Here is a 26,367-nt window from a genome sequence, read left to right on the forward strand (position 1 = left end):
TTTTTGGATCCAACAATATACCTGTTAAGGCAAATCATTGCCGGCAGCAAAATAAATATCATACCAGTTTCGGCGGGTAAGACTTACTTTTGATGCTTCTGTAATTTTTTTCAGCCTTTCCGGGTTCATTGTTCCGGCAATGACTTGGATTTTTGCAGGATGCCTTAAAATCCACGCGGTCGCGACGGCCTCTTTGGACACGCCTTGTGCTTGTGCCAATTGGCCAAGTTTTTCGTTCAATTCCGGGAATTTTGGATCATCGATAAAGACGCCCTCAAAGAACCCGTACTGGAACGGTGACCAAGCTTGAATGGTGATATCATGCAGGCGGGAATATTCCAGAATTCCACCGTCATGGTTGATGCTGCGTTCGTCTTTCATATTGACGTGCATCCCGAAGTCAATCATACCGGTATGCGCGATGCTGAACTGCAACTGGTTGACAATCAGTTTTTGAGAAATGTATTTTTGGACAAGTTCTACCTGGTACGGATGGAAGTTGCTGACCCCGAACTGGCGGACTTTTCCGGCATTTTGTAGTTCTGAAAAAGCTTCGGCAATTTCTTCTGGTTCCATTAACGGATCAGGACGGTGAAGCAGGAGTATATCCAGGTAATCGGTTTGGAGCCGTTCTAGGATGCCGTCAACCGCTTTTAAAATATGCGATTTGGAAAAGTCATACATCTTGTCGCCAATGCCACATTTTGATTGGAGAACGATATCTTCCCGCTTGATGGAACTGTTTTTCAGCGCATTTGCAAAAATTTTCTCTGATTCTCCTTTTCCGTATATATCGGCATGGTCAAAGAAATTAATGCCGTGCTCGACTGCTGTTTCAATCATCGTTTGCGCTTCTTTTTCCGACAACCCGTTCATCCGCATGCAGCCTAACGCAACTTCTGATCCTAATATACCGCTCTTGCCAAGATTGATCCGATTCATCTTCATCCCTCCTGTAAAATGCTTCACATTTTATTATGGATTTGGATCATCTGCAAAGTCAAAGAAAAGCACTCGCATAACCAGGGGACGCCGGATCAAATTTGCAAATTGAAAAATCTACTTGAAAAACGAACGTTTGTCCTTTATAATAAAACTGAAAAATAAGAAAAGGAGTGCTGCCATTGGAACTTGTAATGGAAAAACATGCCGGTTATCACGTGCATGACCGTTTGTTTAAGGAGCTGATCCAAAACTTTTTTCAGGAGTTTATGGATGCCTTTTTCCCGGATCTTTCAGCGGATCTCGACTACCGCCGGGTGCGGTTTTTGTCGCAGGAACAGTTTACGGACTTTCCGGGCGGTGAGCAAAAACGGGTTGACATCCTCGCCGAAACGAAGGTAAAAGGGAAAGACACCGTGATTCTCATCCATGTTGAGCCGCAGTCGTATTACGAAAAGCCTTTTCCTGAACGCATGTTTCGTTATTACATGATGATCAGTCTCCGGCACCGGAAACCGGTATTGCCGATTGCCGTTTTCAGTTATGAGGAGAAAACAGAAACCCCTGATACGTACACCTTTGCGTTCCACAACATTGAAATTCTTCGTTTTCACTATTTATCCATTCATCTGATGAAACAAAATTGGAGAAATTATATCCGGAGCAACAACCCTGTTGCCGCGGCATTATTAAGCAAAATGGGGTATACAGAAACAGAACGGGTGCAGGTCAAACTGGAGTTTCTGCGGATGCTGGCCCGGATGGAACTCGACCCTGCAAAAATGAGGCTGTTACACGGTTTCTTTGATTATTATTTAAAATTGAACGAAAAAGAGGAGGCGGAAGTAATGGAAAACATTAAAATGCTGGATCCGGACGAAGCAGAGCAAGTATTGAAGCTGCCGAATTCTTACTTTGACCGCGGGTATAAGAAGGGGAAAGAGGAAGGCAGAGAAGAAGGAAGAGAGGAGTTATTACAAACCATTGTTTCCAGAATGCTCAAGAATGGCCTGGAACCACAATTGATTGTTGACATGACCGGCCTGACCCAGACAGAAGTGGAAAAAATAAAACAGCAACTGGAGCATTCATAAGATGGAAGTCAGACTGCCTGGTGTGGATGGAAAAGAAGTTGTTTTAGACTTGCCGAACTATTATTATGACCTCGGATATAAAAAAGGATTTAAAGAGGGATTTAAAGAAGGATTTAAAGAAGGAGTAAAGGAGAGAAGAGAAGAAGAAAGAACACGATTGATTATCAACTTGCTAAAAAATCAAGTGGATGTGAAGGCCATCGTCCAAGCATCCGGCTTGAGTGAGGACGAGATCATGAAAATCAACAGGGAGAACAATTGGTAAGAACACCATTGTACTTCAAAACTGCCAGCCTGCAGTAGGCGGTTTTGAAGTACGCTCGTTTGCCTGTACAAGGAATTCTCCGCCATGCTGCTGAATAAAGAATAAAGCTTTACACGAATGGGGGATGTTGATGCAAACTGCTTTTATCGCGGGCCATGCGAAGCTTCCGTCCGGGATGGCGGCCCAAAATATTTATGATACTTTGACGATAACGGCGGAAATTGAGATGAGGTACGGTGTCATTCTTGATGTCTCCTGTACACTGGCTACGGAGCACGGAAGGAAATTTATTTCCCATCTGCTTAAGGGTTACAGTTTAAATGATGGCATTGAGGAACCATTGAAGCAACTGCAGGAATTTTACTTAGGCAAAGCTTCAAATGCCTTAATTTCTGCTTTTAAAGATTTGTATAAACAGTATCATCTCGTATTGAAAACAAAACAGGGGGAATAGCCCCCTCCCATCCAAATCGTGCTTTCACCATATTCTGAGCCCTTTAGTAAACTTTATAGGCAAGTTTTTTATAGAAAATGAGAAAAAACTTTGCACTCGAAAGCCATTTTTGCAGATATCCATTCTATGAATGGCAAACATTGCAGCACTTGCTGAATGAGCCGGAAAAAAAGCCACAACGGATTCGACCAGCAAGCCTGTTGCCGCTTATGACGTCGTTAAAAATTTCTATGCCGAGGCCACCGGTATTTCATTATAGAAGCTGTGCCGTTACGATTCCTCCGCACCGCTTTCTGTAAACGGCCAGGCCGGCAGCATTTTGCTGAGCGGTTTGTCCGTACGATAACCGAGGACGTATTCTGCCTGCATGATCGTGTGAATTTCGCGAGTGCCTTCGTAAATGACCGGTGCCTTCGAGTTGCGTAAGTAGCGTTCAACCGGGTATTCGCTTGAGTAGCCGTAAGCGCCATGAATTTGGACGGCATCGTTGGCGGCTTCATTGGCGAAGTCGCACGCTTGCCATTTGGCGAGCGAGGTTTCGCGGGTGTTGCGCTTCCCTTGGTTTTTCAGTTCGCCGGCGCGGAAAACGAGGAGACGGCTCATTTGATAGCCTGCTTCCATTTTCGCAATCATTTGCTGGACAAGCTGGTGTTTGCCAATTTCATGCCCGAATGTTTTCCGCTCATGGCAGTATTTGACGCTTGCTTCAAGGCAGGCCTGGATTAACCCGCACGCGCCGGCTGCCACAGTAAAACGGCCATTGTCGAGCGCCGACATGGCAATTTTGAACCCTTCGCCTTCTTCTCCAAGCAGGTTTTCTTTTGGCACCCGCACATTGTCAAAAAACAGTTCCCCGGTGTTTCCGGCTCGGATTCCGAGTTTGCCTTTAATGGCTTTTGAAGAAAAGCCTGGCATTGTACGTTCCACGATAAATGCGGAAATGCCGTGATGCTTTTTCGCTTTATCGGTGTAAGCAAATACGAGAAAATGGTCCGCGACATCGCAAAGCGAGATCCATGTTTTCTGCCCGTTTAAGATATAAAAGTCCCCGTCTTTTTCGGCCGTTGTGCCAATGCCGGCAACATCCGAGCCCGCGCCAGGTTCCGTGAGGCCGAATGCCCCGATTTTCTCGCCTTTTGCCTGCGGGACAAGGTATTTCTGCTTTTGTGCCTCTGTTCCCCACTGTAAAAGGGTCAGGCTGTTTAAGCCGGTGTGGACGCTCACGGCCGTTCGGAAGGCGGTATCTCCCCGCTCGAGTTCTTCGCACACAATCGCGAGCGCGTTATAATCCATGCCGCTGCCGCCATATTTCTCCGGGATGCAGACCCCCATCAGGCCGAGATCCGCCAGCTTTTTCAACAGGCCTGTTTCAAAATGGTGGTTTTCATCCCATTCGCGAATAAAAGGCATAATCTCTTTATCTACAAAATTCCGTACGGTTTTCTTTAAAAGTTCCTGTTCTTCCGTCAGTTCAAAATGCATGATTTCATTCCTCCTTGTACGCTTCAATTTCTTCTTGTGAAAACCCGATTCTGCGTAAAATCTCTTCTGTGTGCTCTCCCGGCATGGGCGGGTGTTGCACGTACCGGACAGGGGTTTCAGATAGCTTCAACGGGCTTGCAACAAGTTTGATTTCCCCGGCAATCGGGTGCTCCATTTTAATCAACATTTCCCTTGCCTCAAGCTGCGGATCGGCCGCTACCTGCTCGAGGCTTTGGATTGGACCACACGGAATTTTCCGCTTCTCCAATGCTTCCCGCCAAAAGGAAACCGGTCGAGTTCGAAAAACTTTTTCCAAAATCGGGATCAATGTCTCACGGTTTTCTACCCGTTTCGGATTTGTCGCGAATCTTTCATCCGATGCAAGTTGCCCCAGGTCGAGCAATTCACAAAGCGTCTGAAACTGGCGGTCGTTTCCAACGGCGATCGCAATCTCCCCGTCGCTCGTTTGAAAAGATTGATAGGGAACAATATTGGGATGCCGGTTGCCTAGCCGTCCGGGAATGTTACCCGACATAAGAAAGTTGCTGGCAATATTAACAAGGGCTGTTGTAGCTGAATCGTAAAGCGAAAGGTCGATTTTCTGCCCTTCCCCCGTATGCTCCCTTGCCAAAAGGGCAGCCTCTATGCCGATGCAGGCGTAAAGCCCGGTTAATACATCGGTAATGGCGACGCCTGTCTTCAGCGGCGGCCCGTTTTCTTCGCCCGTGATGCTCATCAGCCCGCTCATCGCCTGGATAATAAAATCGTAGCCGGGCAAATCTTTGTACGGGCCGGTTTCCCCGAATCCCGTAATCGAGCAGTAGACGAGCCGCGGGTTGAGTGTCCGGAGTGTTTCGTATCCAAGCCCAAGTCGCTCCATCGTACCGGTTTTAAAATTATGGATGACAACATCGCTATTTTTCGCCAGCCTGCGAATGATTTCTTTTCCGCTTTCACGCTTTAAATCTAGCGTAATGCTTTTTTTATTTCGGTTGGTGCACAAATAGTAAGCGCTTACGTTTTGCTGAAACGGTGGTCCCCATCCCCGTGTTTCGTCACTGCCGCCGGGTGCTTCGACTTTGATCACCTCTGCACCGAGATCGCCAAGGATCATCGTGCAGAAAGGCCCGGCCAGCACTCTTGTTAAATCAAGCACTTTTATCCCGGACAATGCGGATTTCAACCTATCCACTCCTTTCAAAAAGTAGAAAAAGCCAGCATTGCATCCATGAGGCACGGATAAAATGACTGGCTTTTTCTGCCGGACAGCTTATCTTGCGGGATAAGCAGGCAGAATAAACAGTTATGTCTTTCTTTAATTGGGGCTTGCTGAATAAGCAAAGTTCCTCGATTTGGCAAGGCTGCTAACAGCTTTGGCAACCATTTAAATGCAAAGGTTTTACCACAGATCCAGGGAAATGCTTGCACTCGAAACCCGATTCAACGTATGGAGAAGATGAAATCTCCCCTTTTCGCAAAAGGATTCTTCTAAATTTTTGAGACAGAGCTTGCAGACAAATTGGGTACAAACTTAGAATCGGATTTGTTCAGCAAGCCCTAATTGGATTACCCCCGGCTGGCTTTGTTCACGCATTCCGGGAAGGGAACATCGCACAAAGCTTGGCGGGTGTTATGTATATAGGATAATCCATTCCGGAAAAATTGTAAATCGTTTTTGAATATTTTTATAAGAAAATCAAAACAAACAGTCAGATTGGCCATGCTGATAGCGGCGGCCTATCCATACAGTCCTAAAGTGCATTCGCATAGCGCGTGATCGTTTCGGATTTCATTCTTATCCAATGTAGGTTGAATGCCAATATCCGGAAAAACTTGATTGTTTTATTTTTGACCGCGGAATTGGGGAATGTTAAATTATAGGAAAATGGTTGTTCAGGAGGGATTTTCATGGATGGGAACAAAAAACAGATCCGGCTGGCAAGAAGGCCTGTTGGAACGCCAACAATGGAGGATTTCGCTTTTACCGAAGCGCCAATTGGCACACCAGGTGAAGGCGAAGTGCTAATTCGAAATGTATATATTTCCGTTGATCCGTACTTAAGGGGAAGAATGGAAGATGTGAAATCGTATATCCCGCCTTTTCAGCTGAATGATGTCATTGTAAGCGGCGTGATCGGACAGGTTGTCGCATCGCAGTCCGCCCAATTTAAAAAGGGCGACATCGTGATCGGCACGCTTGGTTGGGAAACGTATTCTATTGCGCATGAAAAAACGATCCGGAAGCTGGATCCCGATCTTGCACCCATAACGACCCATCTTGGCATTATTGGAATGACCGGGCTCACTGCGTATTTCGGTCTGCTCGATATTGGGAAGCCGAAAGCAGGTGAGACAGTGGTTGTATCGGGTGCTGCAGGGGCGGTTGGCTCCACTGTCGGCCAGATCGCAAAAATCAAAGGGGCGCGTGCTGTCGGAATTGCCGGATCTGAGGAAAAATGCCGCTATCTGACAGAAACGTTAGGGTTTGATGCAGCCATTAATTATAAAACGGAAAATGTCAGAAAGGCACTTAAGGAAGCATGCCCTGACGGTGTTGATGTCTATTTTGACAATGTCGGCGGTGAAATTTCCGACGCGGTCTTTCCGCTATTGAACGATTTTGCGCGCATTCCGGTATGCGGTGCCATATCCGCTTACAATAAAACAGAGCCGGACGTCGGGCCGCGTGTACAGCAATATTTAATCAAAACGAGTTCGCTGATGCAAGGTTTTACAGTCGGCCATTACAGTTCCCGCTTTAAAGAAGCCGGCGCCCAGCTTGCTGCCTGGTTGAACGAAGGCAAATTAAAATATGAAGAAACGATAACAGAAGGTTTTGATTCGATCATTGACGCTTTTCTCGATTTGTTTAAAGGAAAAAATATCGGAAAGCAGCTGGTGAAAATCAGCGAATTTGAATAATGTAGAAAGAAACAATCATCATGGGTGTATGGCTGCACCAGTCGGGACATAACGATGCATTGATCAGGTATGGGGCGAGGATAGAGGCTGCCGTACTTGACAATAAGTTATGTCCTCTTTTGTGCATTCAACCAGTTATATGGAATTTCACAATAAGGCCGGGCATTGTTCTTGCTTCTTTTATATAGAAGAATTCCTGATTATGCTGTAAAGTCGGCCAAAAATTTGGACCGTGGCTGAATCCGCGTTTATAAACCGGAGTGTAATGAGAGAAAGGCAGAGCAAGATGTCTTTTCCCCAACGGTTTCTGTTTCCCGCGTGTTTCTGGAATTTAACAGATGTTCAAAAAAGCTAAAAGCACAATGAAAAACCGAACAGGTCTCATGCAAATCTTCCTTTTTATTGGCGGAGTTTTCATGATTTCACCACAAGAATCCGGCTGTGCGGAGGGAAAATCGTCAAATATCTTTACCTTGCACACGCCTGGTGATTCCGGTATGATAGGGGCACAATGGTGTCGGCGCAGGGGGATATAAATTTGAGAGAACTGCTAACTAACCGGTTTGTCCGGATGATCTTTTTATCGGAACTATTTTTGCAAGCCGGGATCTGGGTACGGAATTTTGCCGTCCTGTTGTTTGTTACAGATAAAACGAACGGAAATCCGCTTGCGGTATCAATGATTTCAGTGGCAGATTATTTGCCCATTTTCATCTTTAGTTTTATCGGCGGGGCATATGCGGATCGCTGGCAGCCAAAGAAAACGATGATCTGGTGCGATTTGCTGAGTGCCGCCTCGGTTTTTGTCGTGATCGGGGCGCTTATATTTGGGTCGTGGCAGGTGATCTTTTTTGCCATGCTCGTTTCTTCCACTTTATCGCAGTTTTCACAGCCGTCAGGTTTAAAGCTGTTTAAAATACATCTGGAAGAACGCCTGATTCAGCAGGGGATGGCGGTCTACCAGACGATTTATGCCGTGTTCATGATTTTTGGCCCTGTGATCGGCACGTTTGCTTATCAAAGGTTAGGCATTGATCTATCGATAACCATTACCGGCGTAGCTTTCCTGCTCTCCGCAGCGGCCTTGTCTTTTATTCCGCGCGATGAAAAGGTAAAAAAAGCTGAAAATGCGACAAATATTTTCCAGGAAATGAAAAGCGGGGTTCGTTATGTGCTTGCAAAAAAGGAACTCAAGCTGCTTGGCTGCGGATTTCTTACTGCCGGGCTCGGCGTTGGTCTCATTCAGCCGATGAACATTTTTCTTGTAACCGATCGCCTCGGCCTGCCGAAAGAATACCTCCAGTGGCTCGTAATGGTAAACGGGATCGGCATGATTGCAGGCGGCGCGTTTTCAATGTTTTTTTCGAGATCCGTCTCCCCGCTTAAATTGCTCTTTACCGGATTGCTCGCGAATGCCCTCGGGCTTGCGGTGATCGGCGCGTCAACTTCTCTTTGGCTGACCCTTGCTGCGGAGCTGGTTTCCGGCCTGTTCTTGCCAAGCATTCAAATCGGGATCAGCACGATGGTTTTACAAAATACGGAAGCGGACTATATTGGCAGGGTGAACGGCACGCTTTACCCGCTTTTCACGGGGGCAATGGTGATCACGATGAGCCTTGCCGGCCTGGTGAAAACATGGCTGTCAGTGACGGCTGTTTTTGAAATTGCGGCGTTATTTTTTATCATCGGCCTCTGCTTTGCCTTCCCGTTAATGAAAGAACGATCACATGCGAGGTGAAGTCTTTGCGGGATGGGCAAGAGGCGAATAGTTTTTCAAAAAAGTTTTCCAAAAGAGGATGCTTCGAAACGGCGGAAGCACCCTTTTTCGTATATCATTCTGTAAAATATGGATGGACAGCTTCTTTTAAACAGGGCAGTGAAAGGGGAATAGAAGCTTTGGTTTCGAATCGGCAAAAACAAATATTATGGTTGTTACAAAAGTCAGCAGGCCCTCTGAATGCGAAGGCCATTGGTGAACGGCTGGGCATTAGCGACCGGACGGTAAGGGAGGAAATTCGGCAAATTCAACAGAAGAGCGATGCGCTTGGCGTAAAATTGAAAGTGCTCAGGGGAAAAGGATATCTCCTTGAAAAAGTGGACGATCGTCGTTTGCTTCAGTTAGAGGAAAACGGGCTTTTTGCAGAACAGGAGGAAAGGGTCAAGTACATTTTAAAGCGTTTGCTACTGGAAAAAGATTATGTGAGGCTGGAAGATTTGGAAGCAGACCTATATGTTTCAAAGTCGACACTTCATACTGATTTGAAAAAGGTAAGAAAAATATTAAAAAAGTACGACTTAACTCTGGCTAACCGTCCGCATTACGGAACAAAAGTGGAGGGCGGTGAATTCAAAAAAAGGCTGTGCCTGGCGGATTCCTTTTTTGGCTGGCAAAATAAGCCGGGTCAACAAAATACCCCGTTCAATCAGGATTTATTCCAAAAAGTAAAGCAAATCTTGATTCGCATTATTTCCAAATACCGGATACGCTTTTCCGATATAGAATTGCAAAATTTGGCAACCCATATTACCCTTGCATGCAAGAGAATTGAGGACGGGTTCACGATTGAGCCGTTGCCATTTCACTTTAAAGAATCCTACACTTTTGAAAGGAAAGTGGCAAAGGAAATTACCGGGGAAGTGGAAAAAATCTCCGGCATCCCGTTTCCCCCTGCAGAAATAGACTATATTCTCGTCCATTTACTGGGGACAAAACTGATCTCCAAGCATGTAGCGCGGCAAGTATCCGATGAGATTGATGATATTGTCAACGCCATCCTCCATAAACTAAAGACTCAGTTTCATTGGGACTTCAGCAATGACCAGGAATTCAGAAACGGACTGACATTGCATCTGCAAACATCCTTGAACCGGATGAAATATAAGATGAATATCCGGAATCCGTTGCTGAATGAAATGAAAACCAAGTTCCCCATCGCCTTTGAAGGGGCAGTCGCTGCGGGCGAGTGCATTGAAGCGGTTATCCATAAAAAGGTGAATGAGGACGAAATCAGTTATCTTGCCATTCATATTGCCATCGCGCTTGAGCGAATGAGAAAGAAGAAGCATGTTCTTGTTGTGTGCGCGACAGGGTTGGGCAGCGCCAAAATTTTGTCCTATCAGCTGGAAAACAGATTTGCAAATGAGATGGAGATTGTGGACACGATCAGCTATTACACTCTCTCTGATTATGATTTGTCACGGGTAGACCTGATTGTCAGCACGATCATGATTCCCGATTATTTAGAAGTGCCTGTTGTGGTGGTCAGTCACTTTTTGGAAGAGAATGATGCCATCCATATCCAACGGGAAATCGGCCGTCTGAAAGGGAATGTGCAGAAATATATGGCGCCTTCCAAAATATTTATCCATCAGGAGCTGGACAGCAAGGAGAAAGTCATTCAATTTTTATGCAAAAAACTGGTTGAACAGCATGCCGTTCCGGAAAATTATGCAACACTTGTTTTGAAAAGGGAAGCGATTGCATCCACTGCTTTTGGCAACCTGGTCGCAGTCCCGCATCCGCTTGAACCGGTTACCCACCGCACCTTTTGGACAATTTGTACACTTGCCCGGCCGATTCAGTGGGATGAAGACAAAAAAGTGCAGTTGGTTTGTTTGCTTAATGTCGGAAAAGAAGGCGGCAATCTGAATGCGATGTATAAGTATTTAACCGGGATCGTCCAAAACAAAGCAGCCGTTCAGAAGATCATCAAAAGCAACACGGTGGAAGAGTTAATACAATGCATGGAGGCGGGCTGATTGCTTTTTGCAATTGGCTTTTTTGTTTGATTTTTTCCACTTGCAAGCGGAAAAAATTCGGAATAAAAGTGAAACGCTTTCATTCTATAATGAAAGTGTCAAGAAAAGACAGGAGGAGAGCATCATGGGAGACGAAAAAATCCGGATCTTATTGGTTTGCTCGGCAGGCATGAGCACCAGCCTGCTGATGGAAAAAATGCAACATTCGGCCCAGGACCGGGGAATTAACGCAGAAGTGATGGCCATGTCTTCAACGGAAGCGGATAAATTTTTGAAAAAGGAGCATGTAGATGTGCTGCTTTTGGGTCCGCAAGTCCGTTATATGAAAAAGAAATATGAAAAAGCGCTGGCAAAAACGGATATTCCTTTGGCTGTCATTGACATGAAAGACTACGGAAAAATGAATGGTGAAAAAGTACTGGATGCTGCGTTGCAACTTGTAAACGCCGGCAAATAAGGAAGGTGGTGTGCAATTTGGAAGAACCGCAAACAATGGATGTCGTCATGGATTTAATTGTTCACAGCGGCAATGCCAAAAGCATTGGGATGGAGGCGCTGGACGCTTCGAAGCAAGGGGACTTTCCGCTGGCCCGTCAAAAGCTGGAAGAGGCGGATGAGGAATTGCTGGTGGCCCACCAGGCTCAGACCAATCTTTTAAAACAGGAAGCATCCGGCCAAACGATGTTCGTATCACTTCTTATGGTACACGGGCAGGATCATTTGATGAATGCCATTACTTTTTTAGATCTGGCAAAGGAATTGGTAGAAGTCTATCAAAATATGAAGGTCACGACAAAAGGGTAACTGTAGCCATTTACAGAGAGGAGCGTGTGCCATTTGGGACAAATCGGTATTTCTATTTATCCGTCGCGCAGCCGTTTTGAAGAGGACAAAGCTTATTTGGATCTGGCAAAAAAATACGGTTTTACAAGAATTTTTGCAAGTTTGCTGGAAATACAGGGGGATCAGGAAGAAATAGTTCGGAAATTTAAAAACACTATCCATTATGGAAACACAATCGGCATGGAGACGATACTCGATATCAATCCGGGTTTGTTTGAACAATTGGGAATCCGTTACGATGATCTCGGCTTTTTTAAAGATCTTGGGGCATCCGGCATCCGTCTCGATCTTGGATTCACCGGGGCTGAAGAAGCAAAAATGACGCAAAATCCGTACGGCCTCAAGATTGAAGTCAATATGAGTTCAGGGACAAGGTATATCGATCATATTATGAGTTACAGGCCGAATACAGAAAAACTGTATGCCTCCCATAATTTTTATCCGCAGAGATACTCGGGCCTTTCACAGAAACATTTTGAACAAACGACAGCCGTTTTCCGGGAATACCCTATTCATACTGCAGCGTTTGTCACTTCTCGCTATGGGGACCTCGGGCCGTGGCCGGTCCAGTCCGGCCTTTGCACATTGGAACAGCACCGCAATCTCAGCCTGCTGACCCAGGTGGCGCATTACCGCATCATGGGAACCATTGATGATATTTTGATTGGCAATGCGTATGCAACGGAAGATGAGTTGCGCGCCATGTCAGCAGTTTATTTGAATGTCCATCCTTCTTTGGAAGTGGAATTGCAGCCGAATCTGTCAAACATTGAACATCAGATTTTGCAGGAAGTTCACCAGTACCGGGGGGATTGTTCCGAATATATGATCCGTTCTTCTGTGACAAGAAGAAAATACCGGGACCACGACATCGAGCCCGGTGATACGCGCCCGATTCAACGCGGGGATCTGTTAATTTGCAATGATCGTTTTGGACAGTACAAAGGGGAGCTTCAGATTGCATTGAAAGAGATGGAGAACGAAGGAAACCGCAATGTTGTCGGCCATGTGAAAGAAGAAGCCGTTTTCTTATTGGATTACCTGCAGCCTTGGTCCACTTTCAAATTGATTTTTTCATAGGGGGTAAAAGAGATGCTTGAGAAAATTGAAGCCATTGCCGGCGCGATTGGAAGCCAGAGACATTTACGGGCGTTGAGAGACGGGATTTTGCTCAGCATGCCACTGATTATTATCGGTTCTTTTTTTCTCATATTGGGCAATCTGCCGATAAACGGCTATACCGATTGGTTAGCAAAGATTGAGCTAGCACCTGTCTTTAATAAAATTGTAAACGGTTCTTTCGGCCTGATGGCGATTATCGCCGTGTTCGGCATTGCCAGGAGCCTTGCCGACCATTATGAAGTCGACGGAGTAAGCGCAGGGGTTGTGGCCTTAGCCAGTTTTGTCATTGTAACGCCAGATGTGGTGGCAAAAACCGGTTCGGGCATTCCATATGCTTTTGTAGGCAGCGGCGGGTTGTTTGTTGCCATTTTAATCGGACTGATTTCGGCCGAAGTATTCAGGTTTTTTGTCCAAAAGAATTTTACCATTAAAATGCCTGAAGGGGTACCGGTAGCGGTTGAAAAATCATTTGCGGCCTTAATTCCTGGGTTCATGGTCATTCTCGTTTGGAGCTTGGTCTACTTGCTGCTTGGTTTAGCCGGTGTGGACAATATTCATACTTTATTAACCGGTATTTTAGGAAAGCCGCTTGGTGCGTTGGGTAGCAGTTTATGGGGAACGTTAATCATCATTGCCTTAAACTCCCTGTTCTGGTTTGTCGGCATCCATGGGGCGAATACGATCAATCCGGTCATTCAGCCGATTTGGCTGCAGAACACGGATGCCAACCGGATTGCATTTCAGGCGGGGCATGCGCTGCCGCATATTGTAACGAATGAGTTTATGATGAATTTTGTCTGGATGGGCGGCGGCGGCACCACGATCGGCCTTGTCATTTGCCTGTGGCTGTTTGCGAGAAGCAAAAACAACAAAGCGATGGGCTCGCTTTCTGTCGCGCCGGGTGTTTTTAACATCAATGAGCCGGTACTGTTTGGGCTCCCGGTCGTACTCAACTTTAAACTGCTCATTCCTTTTGTGCTAACGCCTATGATTACTGCTGTCATCACTTATTTTTCAATGGCAACCGGCCTGGTGGCAAAACCTGCAGGCATCGTCGTTCCGTGGACAATGCCGCCTGTGATCAGCGGCTACCTCGCAACCGGAGGGAAAATCAGCGGGGCAGTCATCCAGCTCATTACCCTGGCTTTATCTGTCGGCATTTATTACCCATTCGTTCGTAGCATGGATAAGGCTGAGCTGAGAAATGAACCGGACGAACAACAGGAACCAACGACGAAGGATAGCATTGCTTAATCCATTTAAAAGGCGCTTGTCCTATTTGGCAAGCGCCTTTTAATGGAAATAAAGGAGCAGTATTATTTTGCGCTTAATTTATGCTCAAGCTGTTTTACAATTTGCGCGTGTTTTTCTTCTGTCAGCCTGATTTTGAAAAAGTAGAGCAATGCTGCAATGGCAATTAAAATCATCGGGCCGAAGAAAATGAAAAGTTTAAAGGTAAACAACCCATGGCTTGAGATATCACTTGGAAGGGCATTCCCTGTCATACCGGCAAGTACGGCTGCTATCCCAACAATCCCGTTGGAAAAGGCGCCGGCGAGTTTATCAAGCAAAGGGCGTACGACTAATGTGACAGACTCATTCCGGTTCCCATTTTTTAATTGCCCGTATTCTACACTGTCGGTAATCGTCATCAGCGCCGCCAGGAAAATCATCGGATAAGGGAAAAAGTACAGCGAAACCGCAACCAAAACAGGGATTAAATGATGCCCGGCCAATAAGAACAGCACATAACCACAAAACATGAATATAATGCCGCCGGTGTAAATGGTTTTGCGTTTCACCCATTTCACCATTACCGGGAACAGGGCGACAGAAATCATGCCTAAGATGGCCGTAATCACACCGACTAAATAGTAATCACTCTGTCTTCCTAACACATATCTAAAATAGTAAAGTGAACTACCCTCCACTTATCAACCTTACGGTTTGATTGAAGTGGGGGCTTCTCGACTTATCGTTGCTTTTACTAGCCAACGAAAACTGACCGAGCTAACCCTCTTGTTCCAAGAGTTTTGTTACTTATGATAACGCTAATAAGCGTATACCTTCATTTTTGATATTGATTGCTGAATTATAGTCGCGATCTGCCACATAACCGCACGAACAACGGTAGGTGCGTTCAGATAGTTTCACAGGTTTTTCTGCACCACAACAAGAACACTTCTTAGTGGAGGGAAACCACTTATCAATTTTCACAAGTTGTTTCCCCTGTTCTTTTAGCTTATACGCTAAGAAAGTAGTGAACATTCCCCAGCCGTTATCATGAACGCTTTTCCCAAAGTGAAGGGCTTGAGACATCCCTTTCATGTTCAAGTCCTCAATCACGACAGCATCAAAGTTAGAAGCTAATTCTTTTGACTTATGATGAAGAAAATTCATGCGTTGGTTCGCCACTTTCTCATGTAACTTAGCCACTACTAGTCGTTGCTTGTTCCAACGTGCAGAACCTTTCTTTCTTCGAGAAAGAATTCGTTGTGCTTTTGCTAATTTATCTAAGGCTTGCCGATAGTAACGTGGGTAATTGGCTTTCTTACCCTGTTCACTCTCGACATATAGACCATCCATAGCAAAATCCAAACCAACAACTTTCTGTATTTTAACTGGACGAATATCTTTCTCATATTCTGTCAAAATTGAAATGTAGTATTTGCCTGTCTTTGTTTTAGAAATAGTGCAAGATTTGATTTTATAATCAGCAGGTATCTCTCTATGCTGTTTCATTTTTATTGGCTTTTTGATTTTTGGCAGTTTGATATGACCATTTTCTAGCTTAATATTTCCGTTGACCATATTAGTTGTATAGGATTGTTTTGCTTTACGATTTTTGAACTTTGGAAAATCCGCATTTCCTTCAAAGAAATTCTTATAAGCAGTCTGTAAGTTCATTTGTGCATTTGCCAAAGCTAAAGAATCCACTTCTTTTAGGAATGGAAATTCACTTTTATATTTTGCAGGAGTCGGAAACTTTTGCTTTTTAAGCGATTCTTTATCATCCTTGAACTTTTCATACGTTTCTTTGCGTTCAGCTAACATCTTATTGTAGACAAAGCGAACACAACCAAATGTCTTAGCTAATAATGCGGATTGTTCTTTGTTTGGTAACAAACGAAACTTGAAAGCTTTGTTTTGCTTGGCCATATCAATTCACCTCACTTTGTGCGGAAAAATTTCGTATATATTGATTATATCGTAAAAAATCCGTACAATCAATATGAGGTGATAATCATGAGAGAAGAGAAAGAACGTGTAGAAATTCGTATGCCTAAGACGATATTAGAAAAATTGAAGCAATATCAAAAAGAAAATGGGATTCCAACTAGAACAGCCGCAATCTTAGAATTGTTGAGAAAAGGATTGGAAAAATAACTATGGCTAAAGCCAACCGAAATTCATCTCCCACCTACTCATTGGTGCGATTCGCACCTTCACATTCCTTGAGGATGGGAGACTTCTTTCGGAAAGCCGTTAAAACATTCTCAATTTTTTATATCATAAACTTTTCCCATCCGGATCGTCAACTATCGGCGGCGAAAAATTTAAACTTTTTGTATTTATATAGCATCTAGCGTTGAAGATAATTTTAAAGAGACACTGAAAGAATCCATTCTCTTGCCGGAATGATTATGGTTTAACAAACCTTGAAATAAATGCATCAAACGCAAACAAGAGAAAAATCGTACCGAATTATCAGGAACATGGATACATTTTTTGAATTATTAGTATAACCGCCCATTGACAACGACTGAATGAACCTGTATATTTAGTCTTGCGAAATGTTGCTTAGGGTAACGAAACTGTTTGTGTGATTTCGCTGTGGCCGGAGCTTTCTAATGCGGGCCCGGGCAGATGCTCAAGGGATTGGAGGAGGCTTGCTTGATGCAAGGGCTGTTTTACCGCTATATACGCTTGTACCGCGTACTGATCAAGAAATTGAACGGCTTATTGGCACAGTTCGGGTTGTCCTATTCGCTCTGGCAGGTGACGTTTTATGTGCGGAATTTCGGCCCGTGCACACTTGTGGAAATTTGCAAGTATTATCAAGTTGAAAAACCGAATGTGACAAGGATTGTCCAAAAGCTGGAAGAACAGGGAATCGTAGAACAGATCCCGGGAAAAGACCGCCGTGAAAAAGTGATTCGGATGACGGAAAGAGGCGAAAACCTCTACCGGCAGTGCCGCGCGGAAATTACCGGATTGGAACAGCAGGCAATGAAGGGGATTCCGGAAGCGGAGCAAGAGATGGTATTCGAACTGCTTCCGCAAATCAGAGACAATTTAGATCACAAAGGGGAGGAAACAAATTGAGCAGGCCGAAGTTATGGACAAAGGATTTTATAATTGTTTCGACCGCGAACTTTTTTCTGTATTTTACATTTTACTTATTGATGGCGACCGTTACGATTTTTGCGACTGACCGGTTTCATGCATCACCAAGCGCGGCCGGCCTGGCATCAGGGATTTTCGTCGTCGGGGTCCTGGTTGCGCGGCTCTTTGCCGGCAAATCGATTGACCGCATCGGCAGGAAAAAGATGCTTTATGCTGGTTTTATTGCGATTATCATCATTTCATTATTTTATTTTGTGACGAATCAACTAGGTGTTTTACTGGCTGTCCGCTTTTTAAACGGCGCAGCGCTTGGGATAGCTTCAACTGCAACGGGAACCATTGTTGCCGGGATCATACCAAATGAACGCCGCGGGGAAGGCACGGGTTATTATGCATTGAGTGTGACACTTGCCGCGGCTGTCGGGCCTTTTGTCGGCATGTTCCTCATTCAGCACGCAAGTTTTAATATGGTATTTGCTTTATGCCTTGTGCTATTGGCTTTGAGCTTTATCTCCGCCCTCTTTTTAAAGATGCCGAAAGTGGTACTTTCAAAAGCGGATCTGGAAAAGATGAAGGGGCTCAAAATCAGCAATTTCTTTGAGCCGAAAGTGTTCCCAATTGCCATCATCAGTGCATTTGTCGGGCTCGGCTACTCCAGCATCCTGTCTTTTATGACTTCATATGCGAAAGAAATGAATCTTGTTGATATTTCAAGCTTTTTCTTTATTGTTTATGCTGTAACGGTGCTTGTGTCCAGGTCGTTTACGGGAAGATGGTTTGATACAAAAGGCGAGAACTTTGTCATGTATCCTTCGTTTCTTTTGTTTGCGGCAGGGCTCGTGCTGCTGAACCAGGCTGACAGCGGACTATTAATTTTATTGGCCGGAATTTTCGTCGGGCTTGGGTACGGCACTTTCTCGGCAAGCGGGCAGGCGATTGCAGTCAAAGTATCGCCGAAAAACCGGATTGGGCTTGCAACTTCAACGTTCTTTATTTTTCTTGATGCCGGTGTCGGGGTCGGGCCGTTTTTGCTCGGGCTTTTGGTTCCGTTCGCTGGTTATCACGGCTTGTACGCCATCATGGCTGTTGTCCTTGTCCTTTGCGTATTTCTTTATTATTTTGTCCATGGGAAAAAAGCTGCATCTATGCAAGGCGTGGTGGAAGAAGCAGAATAATTTGTCTGAACACAAACCCGGGGATTGCCCCCGGGTTTGTGTTTTTTAGTGACTTGCCTGGGTCAAAAGCGAAGTGAACGAGAGCGGGATAGTCCGGTGGAAAGCCAGTGCAGGATCGGCCGGCAAAGACTTGGGAAATCAAAAAAGAAGCAAGGGGCAGGCTCTTTTGATTGCGCAGCGGAAGGTTCCTGTTTTTTCATAAGATAAGTTTAAAAATATTTTATAAAAAATTTGATTATATCTAATTGTTCCGTTTACAATAAACGTAAGCGGAATATTTTTACGTAAAAATAAATAAAAATTTACATAGAGTTTTCGTAAAGGAAAAGGTGGTTATTATGGCGACAATGGCTGATATTGCTAAAATGGCGGGGGTATCCATTGCAACCGTGTCCAGAGTCCTGAATTATGACGATAAGGTCGTTGCATCTGATGAAACAAAGCGAAAAATATTTGAAGCAGCCGAAAGTCTGAACTATACAAAACATATGAACAAAAAAACTGCGAGAAAGGAAAAAATAGCAATTGTACAATGGAGCTCGCAGGAAGAAGAACTGAATGATATTTACTATATGTCCATTCGCTTAGGAGCCGAAAAATGCGCACAGGAACATGGCCTGATCATCTCTCGGATTTATGCCGAGTACGAAAAGATCCCGGATGATGTGGAAGGAATTTTAGCCATTGGGAAATTCTCAGAACAGCAGATTCAAGTTCTTCAATCTTTTCATAAACCGATTTGCTTTGTGGATACTTATTATGAGGTGGGAAGTGCTGATCAGGTCATGATAGATTTTGAACAGGCAGTTAAAGATGTCATTGATTACTTCGTTCAACAGGGACATCAGCGGATTGGATATATCGGGTCGCTTGCTGAGGATGAAACGAATTCCGGAATTGATCCGCGCAGTCTTGAATATACCAAATATATGCAAAAGTTAGGGCTCTATCGTAAAGAAGATGTTTTCGATTTTAAAGGGAAATATGATGTTCGTGCCGGCTACCAGCAAATGATTTCTGCCATTCGGAACTTGGGGGATCATTTGCCGACAGCTTTTTTTATTGCAAATGATCCGATGGCGATCGGCAGTTTAAAGGCCCTTCATGAAAATAACATCCGGGTTCCGGAACAAGTGAGTCTGATCGGCTTTAATGACGTAAGTGTGTCCCAATATACGGTCCCCGCCTTGAGCACCGTAAAAGTGTATACCGAAGTTTTGGGCGAAGAAGGGGTGACACTGTTGCTAGAACGTATAAACAGTCGGGAAATCCCTAAAAAAGTCAGACTGGGGACAAAACTTGTTATAAGAGAAAGCAGCAAATGAAACGCTTCCCTCGCAAAATATTTACGTAAAAATTATGTAAAAAATCAGCTGAAATGTTTAAATTTTTATTGATTTTTGCGTAAAACGGTGCTAGGATGGGGTTATGAATGATACCGTTTTCACAAAAGTGGAAGAAGGATGGAAGCATTGGGTGGCAGTGCACTTAAATAACGGACAACTTGGAGGAATGCGTGATGTTAAAAAAACAAGAAAAATTTTATTACGGCGGGGATTATAACCCTGAACAATGGGATGAATCTGTGTGGAAAGAAGACATGCGGCTGATGAAAAAAGCCGGCGCCAATTATGTAAGCATCAACATTTTCAGCTGGGCAAGGCTGCAGCCGGATGAAGAAACATATGATTTTTCAACGCTCGATAAAATCATGGATATGCTTGCGGAAAACGGCATCGGGGCGGACCTGGCCACTGCCACTGCGGCCCCGCCGGCATGGCTGTCGCGGAAATATCCCGATTCGCTTCCGGTTGACAAGGACGGGGCGCGCTTTCTGCCGGGGTCGCGCCAGCATTATTGCCCGAACAGCAAAGACTACGCGCGGCTTGCGGCGAAACTGGTGCGCAAAATTGCGGAACGGTACAAAAACCATCCCGCGCTTGTCATGTGGCATGTGAACAATGAGTATGGCTGCCACATTGCCGAATGCTACTGCGACAACTGCAAAAAAGCTTTTCAAACATGGCTCAAAGAAAAATACAGCACGATCGAGAACTTGAATAAAAGCTGGTCAACGGACTTCTGGAGCCAGCGTTATTATGAATGGGAAGAAATCTGTCTCCCGGGGAAAACGCCGACTTTTGCCAATCCGATGCAACAGCTTGATTACAAAGCCTTTATGGATGATTCGCTGCTTGCGCTTTATAAAATGGAACGCGATGTCCTGAAAGCATATACGCCGGATGTGCCGGTGATGACAAACTTAATGGGGCTGCACAAACCGGTGGACGGATTCCACTGGGCGAAAGAAATGGATCTTGTGACATGGGATGCCTACCCGGATCCGTTTGAGGACATCCCGTATGCGCAATTCATGGCCCATGATTTGACGCGCAGTTTGAAAAAACAGCCGTTTTTGCTAATGGAACAGGCAGCCGGCGCGGTGAACTGGCGGGCGCAAAACGCTGTGAAAGCACCGGGTGTGATGCGGCTTTGGAGTTATGAAGCGGCTGCGCACGGGGCGGACGGCATCATGTTTTTCCAATGGCGCGCATCCCAGGGCGGTGCGGAGAAATTCCATAGCGGGATGGTGCCGCATTCCGGGGATGAAGAAAGCCGGAATTTCCGGGAAGTGGTACAACTCGGCAATGAATTGAAAAATTTGGAAAAGGTAACGGGTTCAGCATATGCATCCGATGTTGCGATTGTTTTTGACTGGAAAAACTGGTGGGCGTTGGAACTCGATTCAAAACCTTCTTCGCTTGTAACCTATATCAAACAGCTTCTGCCGTTTTATAGGGTGCTTCATACCCAAAACATTGGTGTCGATTTTATTCACCCGGACGAGGCAATGGACCGGTATAAAGTGGTTTTCGCGCCGGCAAGTTACCGGGTGACAAAGACATTTGCGGATAAAGTAAAAGCCTATGTCGAAAACGGCGGTTATTTTGCCACCAATTTCTTCAGCGGAATTGCGGATGAAAACGACCGTGTGTATCTTGGCGGCTATCCGGGCGCGTACCGGGATATTCTTGGCATTTATGTTGAAGAGTTTGCGCCGATGAAAAAGGGGGCAGTACATCAAATCCGGACCGGGTATGGCGATGCGGCTATCCGCGTGTGGGAGGAAAAGATCCACTTGAAAGGCGCCGAAGCTTTGGCCTGGTTCAAAGACGGCTATTTGGCCGGGTCGCCTGCTGTCACCGCGCATCATTGCGGAAAAGGAAAAGCTTATTATATCGGGACACAGCCGGATGAACAATATTTGTCTTCGCTTTTAAAAGACATTTTACAGGAAGCGGATGTCCGACCAGCTTTGGATGCTCCTCGTGGCGTGGAAGTAGCAGTGCGCAAAAATGGAAATGAAAAATACTTGTTCCTGCTTAACCACACAGATCAGGTTCAGTTTGTGAATGCAGGTGGCACGTACCCGGAACTGATTAACGGGCATACTGAATCAGAAACGGTCCGGCTCTCACCCCGGGACGTAAAAATTTTGCAGGTGGTTGAAAAATAGGGTAGCACGAAGGGGAAAGTCTGTCTTTCGGACTTGCTGGAGATCAGGAAATGCTCACTTTTCAGTTGCTTTCTTGGAAAAACGGTATTCAGGGGAAACCACTCCGGCCTTTTCAGTTGGACGAACTGCAAAGTCACCGGAGAAGGCCATCATTTTCGAGACGTATTTTGCGATTTCCGGCAAAAACGCTGAAATCTCAGGCGAACCATTGATTCCACAGTCCCGGCGATACCACATCAAAAAGGATACCCCGCGTCACGCGGGGTATCCTTTTATGCTGCCTGTTCTACAGTCTGTTTGCGTGTTTTCTTTTTTACCGGAGAAAGGCGGCGTTCAATCCAGCCCATGATAAAGTCGGCAACGACAGCCATCAAGGCAGTCGGAATGGCACCGGCTAAAATAATCGATGTGCCATTTGAGACGCTGGTTCCGCGGACGATGATATCTCCGAGTCCGCCTGCGCCGACAAATGTGCCCATGGCTGCAATTCCGATCGCAACGACGAGTGCGGTCCTGAGGCCGGCCATAATGACAGACAATGCAAGTGGAAGTTCCACCATCCGCATGATCTGGAACTTTGTCATCCCCATTGCCTTGCCGGACTCAAGCAAAAATTGATCGACGCTGAGGATGCCGGTATACGTATTTTTTAAAACCGGCAAAAGCGAGTAAAGAAACAGGGCAAGCACGACCGTATTGGTGCCGAGTCCCATAACGAGCATCAACATGGACAGCATCGCCAACGACGGGACCGTTTGGATGATATTGGCAAGTGTGAGAATCCAGGCGCTTAGCTTGCGGCGGCGGGCCATGAAAATCCCGAGCGGAATCGCGACGACCGCTGCAAACAGAACACCATATGCCGACATCAGGAAATGGCGGTAAAATTGTACCCATACATAGTTGCCGTTTTCCCCGTAATAATGAAGTACGCTCCTGATCGTTTCCATGATCACCCCTCCTATTCAAAGTAATGATGTTTTTCTAGAAATTCTTTTGCCACCGTCGACGGTTCTTTCATTTCGACGTCACTTTCATAATTCAACTGCTGCATTGTTTTCGTATCAATTTTTCCAACAAGCTTTTGTAAAACTTTCCTGAGTTCAGGATGTTGTTTTAACGTGTCGTCCCGTACGACAGGGGAGGCGTCATACGGCGGGAAAAAGTGTTTGTCATCTTCCAGCATAACGAGGTTGTATGCATTGATCCTTCCGTCGGTTGAATAGGCAAGGACGACATCCGCCTTCCCGCTTTTGACGGCTTTGTAGACAAGCCCGAGTTCCATCGGGTACGTATTTCCAAAGGTAAATCCGTACGTTTTCACAAACCCGTCGTAACCGTCGCCTTTCCGTTTCAGCCAGGAATTATCCACGCCAAGCCGCAAATCTTTTGCCACTGGTTTTAATTGGGAAATTTTTGTCAAGTGGTCTTTGTCTGCTAAGGATTTGGTAACGGTAAAAGCATATGTGTTGGCAAATCCGAAAGAGTCGAACCATGTTTGGTGGAACCGTTTTTCAAATTGCTGTTTGACAATTTTTAATGCTTTTTCCGGATCGGTTACCGGTTCCATGCCGAGTGCGCCCGAAAGATCCGTCCCGGTGTAACGGACAGCGGAAATATTGATCTGCCCGCTTGTCATCGCTTTATGGAGCACAATCGACGAACCAAGATTATTGACCATATCGACTTTTATATCGGTATAATGTTCGATCATATCTTTTTCCATATAACCGATAATTTGTGTTTCTGTTGAGTTTGTCATGCCGATCTTTACGGACTGGCTGTCTGCGGCACTTAGGCCTGGCAGGGTGCAGCCGCCCGCAAAGATGCTTAAGCAGAAAATAAGCAAGAGGGCTGCTAACTTTTTCATGTGCCGTCATCCTTTCTAAGCGGCCTGTTTTTGTTTCCGGATACCTTTTGGGGTGGCAATCGTTTCAAGCTTTCCAAACAGATAGTCCACGATAAGCGCCAAAATGGTTACCGGTACTGCGCCGGCTGCGATCATTTCCGGCTGGTATAAATTGAGGCCGCTGAAAATATAGTCTCCGAGGCCGCCTGCACCGATAAAGGAAGCAAGGGTTGCCCAACCGATTAAGTAAACGGTGGACAGGCGGACGCCGGCCATGATCACAGGGATGGCAAGGGGCAGTTCCAAATGGATCACTCTTTCCCATCCGGTCATCCCCATCCCGCGCCCTGCTTCCACCAGTTTTGGGTCAATCCCCTTTACACCGGTGTACGTGTTCCGCAAGATAGGCAGGACCGAATAGAAAAACAACGCCGCAATTGCGGAAAGCTTTCCGATGCCGAAGATCGGAATGAAGAAGGCTAAAATGGCAAGGCTTGGGAAAGTTTGGACAACGCCCGCTATGCCCATCACGATATGTGCCGCCCGCCGGTATTTTGTCAGCCAGATGCCAAGCGGAACAGCGACAACGATGCCCAGGATGACAGCCGTAATGGAGATATAGAAATGCTGCCATGTTTTGAACAACAGTTCGCTCCAGTTGGCTTCCATAAACTGCATGAAGGCTTCCATGATTTTTCCTCCTAACTGATGATTTCAGATACGGCTTCCTCTTCGCCCCAGATGGAGTCGTAAACGATATCGACAAGGCTTGCTCTCGTGACAATGCCAACAAGCCGGTGTTCATGGTCGACAACAGGCACGTATTTAATACCCCGTTTTAAAATTTTCCGGACGGTATCGCGGACGAGGGTATCTTTTTCCACTGCGATTAAATTCGTTTCCACCATGTCTTTGACAAGAACCGGTTTCCTGCGGTTTCGGTCGATGATTTCGACATCGATATAGCCGAGGAGCACTTCCCGGCTGTCCACGACAAGCAGGGAGTCAACCCGCCGTTCTTTCATGATTTGGATGGCTTCTGTTAATGTTTTATCGACTGTGACTGTAACGGCTTTCGGGCTCATGATTTGTTCAACGGTCTGGATATTCGGCCGGGCCTGAAGCAGCCGTTCTTTGCCGATAAACGTTTCCACAAATTCGTTGGCCGGTTCGCGGAGAATTTCATCCGGCGTGCCGGTTTGGACCAGTTTGCCGTCGCGCATGATGACAATCTGGTCGGCAAGTTTAATTGCTTCATCCATGTCGTGGGTGACAAATACGATGGTTTTGCCAAGTTCCTTTTGCAGCTTTTTCAGTTCGTCCTGCAGGCTGTCGCGTGTAATCGGATCGAGCGCGCCAAACGGTTCATCCATTAAAATGAGCGGCTGGTCTGCCGCCAGTGCCCGCAAAACGCCAATACGCTGCTGCTGGCCGCCGCTCAATTCATGCGGGTAACGGTCCAAAAATTCTTCAGGCATATCTACGAGCTGGAGCAGTTCTTTGGCCCGCTCCCGTTGTTTTTCTTCAGGCCATTTCAGTAATCGCGGGACAAGAGAGATGTTTTGCTGGATTGTCATGTGGGGGAATAAACCGATTTGTTGAATCACGTACCCGATTTCTCTTCTGAGTTTGACGGGGTCCGTATTTTTGATGTTTTTGCCATTGATATAAATGGTACCCTCTGTTGGTTCAATCAGCCTATTGATCATTTTCATCGTGGTCGTTTTACCGCAGCCGCTCGGGCCGATAAAAACGATAAAGCGGCCGGATTCGAATTCGAGATTCAAATCGTCCACGGCGCGTTTGCCGCCCTTATAAATTTTCGAGACGTGGTCAAACTTTAACAATTTTCGCACCTCCAGTTTTTTTGGTTAAAGATTGGTTACAATATAAGTATAACGTAAAATTTGTAAAATGAAAAGTTTACGTATTGTACTTATTATATAGATGATATATATTGTAATTGAAGGCGATTTGTTATTCATTTTTTACGGTACCTTTTTCCGGCATTTGAAAAAGCGGCCAAAAGGAGCATTTCTAAGAGATGGAAGAAAAGACGTTGGACAAGGTTGTCCAGGCGAAGGAACAATATATCGAAAAAATTGCGGACCATATTCGTGCTTTCGGCATCCCGCCAACCGTCGGGCGTGTCCTCGGCATTATCTATATGAACCACAGGCCGATGACGCTCGATGAATTGTCCCAGGCAACAGGCATGAGCAAGACAAGGATGAGCCAGGTAGTCCGCGAAATGGTCGATATGAATATCGCAGAAAAAGTGTTTGAAAAAGGGGTCCGGAAAGATCTTTACAATGTCGGCCTCGATTTTTACGACACGTTTGTTACCATTTTCACGTCCAATTTGCAGAAAAGCATTCACCGCAACAAATTTTTTGAAAAAAAATTTGCGCGTGAATTGGCGGAACTGAAGGCCAATGAAGAACTGCCGCCGGAAATGGAAAAACAGCTGAATAACTTCTTAAATGAACTCGGCAATCTTGCAGAATATTATGATTGGCTTTCGCGGCTTGTGGATTTTTTTGAGAGCGGAAAAATTTTTGAATATGTACCGAAGAAAAAACAGGGATAAACGGAG

At 45.6% G+C, this 26,367-nt stretch carries 26 protein-coding genes; 16 read left to right on the top strand and 10 right to left on the bottom strand.

Annotated features, from left to right (window positions below; genetic code table 11):
• Positions 1 to 24: 24 nt before the first annotated feature.
• On the bottom strand, positions 25 to 942 hold the full coding sequence (locus NSS95_RS02185; protein WP_340713758.1) for an aldo/keto reductase: 918 nt from the start codon (positions 940 to 942) through the stop codon (positions 25 to 27).
• A gap of 182 nt (positions 943 to 1,124) precedes the next feature.
• On the opposite strand from NSS95_RS02185, the gene NSS95_RS02190 reads away from it, so the two are divergent.
• The 3 genes from NSS95_RS02190 (at position 1,125) to NSS95_RS02200 (ending at position 2,755) form a co-directional block, all read left to right on the top strand.
• Entirely contained in the window at positions 1,125 to 2,036 is a 912-nt protein-coding gene (locus tag NSS95_RS02190; protein WP_340713759.1) for a transposase, read from the top strand.
• Position 2,037: 1 nt separating this feature from the next.
• Positions 2,038 to 2,301, top strand: a complete 264-nt coding sequence (locus tag NSS95_RS02195; protein WP_014096156.1) for a hypothetical protein — start codon at positions 2,038 to 2,040, stop codon at positions 2,299 to 2,301.
• 130 nt (positions 2,302 to 2,431) lie between these two features.
• Positions 2,432 to 2,755 (top strand): DUF3870 domain-containing protein, encoded by a 324-nt coding sequence (locus tag NSS95_RS02200; protein WP_017550185.1) that lies wholly within the window; start codon positions 2,432 to 2,434, stop codon positions 2,753 to 2,755.
• Positions 2,756 to 3,025: 270 nt separating this feature from the next.
• On the opposite strand, the gene NSS95_RS02205 is transcribed toward NSS95_RS02200, so the two are convergent.
• Entirely contained in the window at positions 3,026 to 4,237 is a 1,212-nt protein-coding gene (locus NSS95_RS02205) for an acyl-CoA dehydrogenase family protein (RefSeq protein WP_014096154.1), read from the bottom strand.
• Positions 4,238 to 4,241: 4 nt separating this feature from the next.
• Positions 4,242 to 5,420: a CaiB/BaiF CoA transferase family protein gene (locus NSS95_RS02210; RefSeq protein WP_340713760.1), complete on the bottom strand. Its 1,179-nt coding sequence runs from the start codon at positions 5,418 to 5,420 to the stop codon at positions 4,242 to 4,244.
• 725 nt (positions 5,421 to 6,145) lie between these two features.
• Between NSS95_RS02210 and NSS95_RS02215 the strand changes: the two genes are divergently transcribed.
• The 7 genes from NSS95_RS02215 (at position 6,146) to celB (ending at position 14,137) form a co-directional block, all read left to right on the top strand.
• On the top strand, positions 6,146 to 7,159 hold the full coding sequence (locus tag NSS95_RS02215; RefSeq protein WP_014096152.1) for an NADP-dependent oxidoreductase: 1,014 nt from the start codon (positions 6,146 to 6,148) through the stop codon (positions 7,157 to 7,159).
• 538 nt (positions 7,160 to 7,697) lie between these two features.
• Positions 7,698 to 8,897, top strand: a complete 1,200-nt coding sequence (locus NSS95_RS02220; RefSeq protein ID WP_046721834.1) for an MFS transporter — start codon at positions 7,698 to 7,700, stop codon at positions 8,895 to 8,897.
• 158 nt (positions 8,898 to 9,055) lie between these two features.
• Positions 9,056 to 10,918, top strand: a complete 1,863-nt coding sequence (locus NSS95_RS02225; RefSeq protein WP_340713761.1) for a BglG family transcription antiterminator — start codon at positions 9,056 to 9,058, stop codon at positions 10,916 to 10,918.
• A gap of 124 nt (positions 10,919 to 11,042) precedes the next feature.
• Positions 11,043 to 11,375 carry a PTS sugar transporter subunit IIB gene (locus NSS95_RS02230; RefSeq protein ID WP_035189728.1) on the top strand — a complete coding sequence of 111 codons (333 nt, stop codon included), beginning with the start codon at positions 11,043 to 11,045 and terminating at the stop codon, positions 11,373 to 11,375.
• Between the two features lie 35 nt (positions 11,376 to 11,410).
• Positions 11,411 to 11,722, top strand: a complete 312-nt coding sequence (locus tag NSS95_RS02235) for a PTS lactose/cellobiose transporter subunit IIA (protein WP_368014025.1) — start codon at positions 11,411 to 11,413, stop codon at positions 11,720 to 11,722.
• A 33-nt stretch (positions 11,723 to 11,755) separates the two neighbouring features.
• Positions 11,756 to 12,841 (top strand): DUF871 domain-containing protein, encoded by a 1,086-nt coding sequence (locus NSS95_RS02240; RefSeq protein WP_061087169.1) that lies wholly within the window; start codon positions 11,756 to 11,758, stop codon positions 12,839 to 12,841.
• Positions 12,842 to 12,853: 12 nt separating this feature from the next.
• Positions 12,854 to 14,137, top strand: coding sequence for a PTS cellobiose transporter subunit IIC (gene celB / locus NSS95_RS02245; RefSeq protein WP_061087168.1), 1,284 nt, complete (start codon positions 12,854 to 12,856; stop codon positions 14,135 to 14,137).
• A 62-nt stretch (positions 14,138 to 14,199) separates the two neighbouring features.
• Here celB and NSS95_RS02250 read toward each other — a convergent pair whose 3' ends face one another.
• Together NSS95_RS02250 and NSS95_RS02255 are read right to left on the bottom strand one after the other, a co-directional pair.
• Positions 14,200 to 14,814, bottom strand: coding sequence for an MFS transporter (locus tag NSS95_RS02250; protein ID WP_340713762.1), 615 nt, complete (start codon positions 14,812 to 14,814; stop codon positions 14,200 to 14,202).
• A gap of 109 nt (positions 14,815 to 14,923) precedes the next feature.
• Entirely contained in the window at positions 14,924 to 16,042 is a 1,119-nt protein-coding gene (locus NSS95_RS02255; protein ID WP_340713763.1) for an RNA-guided endonuclease InsQ/TnpB family protein, read from the bottom strand.
• An 87-nt stretch (positions 16,043 to 16,129) separates the two neighbouring features.
• Here NSS95_RS02255 and NSS95_RS02260 point away from each other — a divergent pair, with 87 nt between their 5' ends.
• The 5 genes from NSS95_RS02260 to NSS95_RS02280 all read left to right on the top strand — a co-directional run bounded on the left by NSS95_RS02260 (position 16,130) and on the right by NSS95_RS02280 (position 21,922).
• The gene (locus NSS95_RS02260; protein WP_013858507.1) at positions 16,130 to 16,270 is read left to right on the top strand and encodes a hypothetical protein; all 141 of its coding nucleotides are present in this window, start codon (positions 16,130 to 16,132) and stop codon (positions 16,268 to 16,270) included.
• Positions 16,271 to 16,780: 510 nt separating this feature from the next.
• Positions 16,781 to 17,209, top strand: a complete 429-nt coding sequence (locus NSS95_RS02265; protein ID WP_017551894.1) for a MarR family winged helix-turn-helix transcriptional regulator — start codon at positions 16,781 to 16,783, stop codon at positions 17,207 to 17,209.
• Positions 17,206 to 18,405, top strand: coding sequence for an MFS transporter (locus NSS95_RS02270; protein WP_340713764.1), 1,200 nt, complete (start codon positions 17,206 to 17,208; stop codon positions 18,403 to 18,405). The genes NSS95_RS02265 and NSS95_RS02270 overlap by 4 nt, the downstream gene beginning before the upstream one ends.
• A gap of 338 nt (positions 18,406 to 18,743) precedes the next feature.
• Positions 18,744 to 19,730, top strand: a complete 987-nt coding sequence (locus NSS95_RS02275) for a LacI family DNA-binding transcriptional regulator (protein WP_328228505.1) — start codon at positions 18,744 to 18,746, stop codon at positions 19,728 to 19,730.
• Positions 19,731 to 19,924: 194 nt separating this feature from the next.
• Entirely contained in the window at positions 19,925 to 21,922 is a 1,998-nt protein-coding gene (locus NSS95_RS02280) for a beta-galactosidase (protein WP_340713765.1), read from the top strand.
• A gap of 54 nt (positions 21,923 to 21,976) precedes the next feature.
• Here the strand turns inward: NSS95_RS02280 and NSS95_RS02285 are convergent, their stop codons facing one another.
• The 5 genes from NSS95_RS02285 to NSS95_RS02305 are packed head-to-tail and all read right to left on the bottom strand — an operon-like array spanning position 21,977 to position 25,618.
• Positions 21,977 to 22,162 carry a hypothetical protein gene (locus tag NSS95_RS02285; RefSeq protein ID WP_152598485.1) on the bottom strand — a complete coding sequence of 62 codons (186 nt, stop codon included), beginning with the start codon at positions 22,160 to 22,162 and terminating at the stop codon, positions 21,977 to 21,979.
• A 32-nt stretch (positions 22,163 to 22,194) separates the two neighbouring features.
• Positions 22,195 to 22,872, bottom strand: a complete 678-nt coding sequence (locus NSS95_RS02290) for an ABC transporter permease (protein WP_035182477.1) — start codon at positions 22,870 to 22,872, stop codon at positions 22,195 to 22,197.
• 11 nt (positions 22,873 to 22,883) lie between these two features.
• Positions 22,884 to 23,792 (bottom strand): osmoprotectant ABC transporter substrate-binding protein, encoded by a 909-nt coding sequence (locus NSS95_RS02295; protein WP_340713766.1) that lies wholly within the window; start codon positions 23,790 to 23,792, stop codon positions 22,884 to 22,886.
• 15 nt (positions 23,793 to 23,807) lie between these two features.
• Positions 23,808 to 24,461 carry an ABC transporter permease gene (locus NSS95_RS02300; protein WP_328228963.1) on the bottom strand — a complete coding sequence of 218 codons (654 nt, stop codon included), beginning with the start codon at positions 24,459 to 24,461 and terminating at the stop codon, positions 23,808 to 23,810.
• Positions 24,462 to 24,472: 11 nt separating this feature from the next.
• Positions 24,473 to 25,618, bottom strand: coding sequence for a betaine/proline/choline family ABC transporter ATP-binding protein (locus NSS95_RS02305; protein WP_328228964.1), 1,146 nt, complete (start codon positions 25,616 to 25,618; stop codon positions 24,473 to 24,475).
• A gap of 197 nt (positions 25,619 to 25,815) precedes the next feature.
• Between NSS95_RS02305 and NSS95_RS02310 the strand changes: the two genes are divergently transcribed.
• On the top strand, positions 25,816 to 26,361 hold the full coding sequence (locus NSS95_RS02310) for a GbsR/MarR family transcriptional regulator (RefSeq protein ID WP_061086784.1): 546 nt from the start codon (positions 25,816 to 25,818) through the stop codon (positions 26,359 to 26,361).
• Positions 26,362 to 26,367: the final 6 nt, after the last annotated feature.

It is taken from the genome of Weizmannia sp. FSL K6-3076, assembly GCF_038007245.1.
Lineage (GTDB): Bacteria > Bacillota > Bacilli > Bacillales > Bacillaceae_C > Weizmannia > Weizmannia faecalis.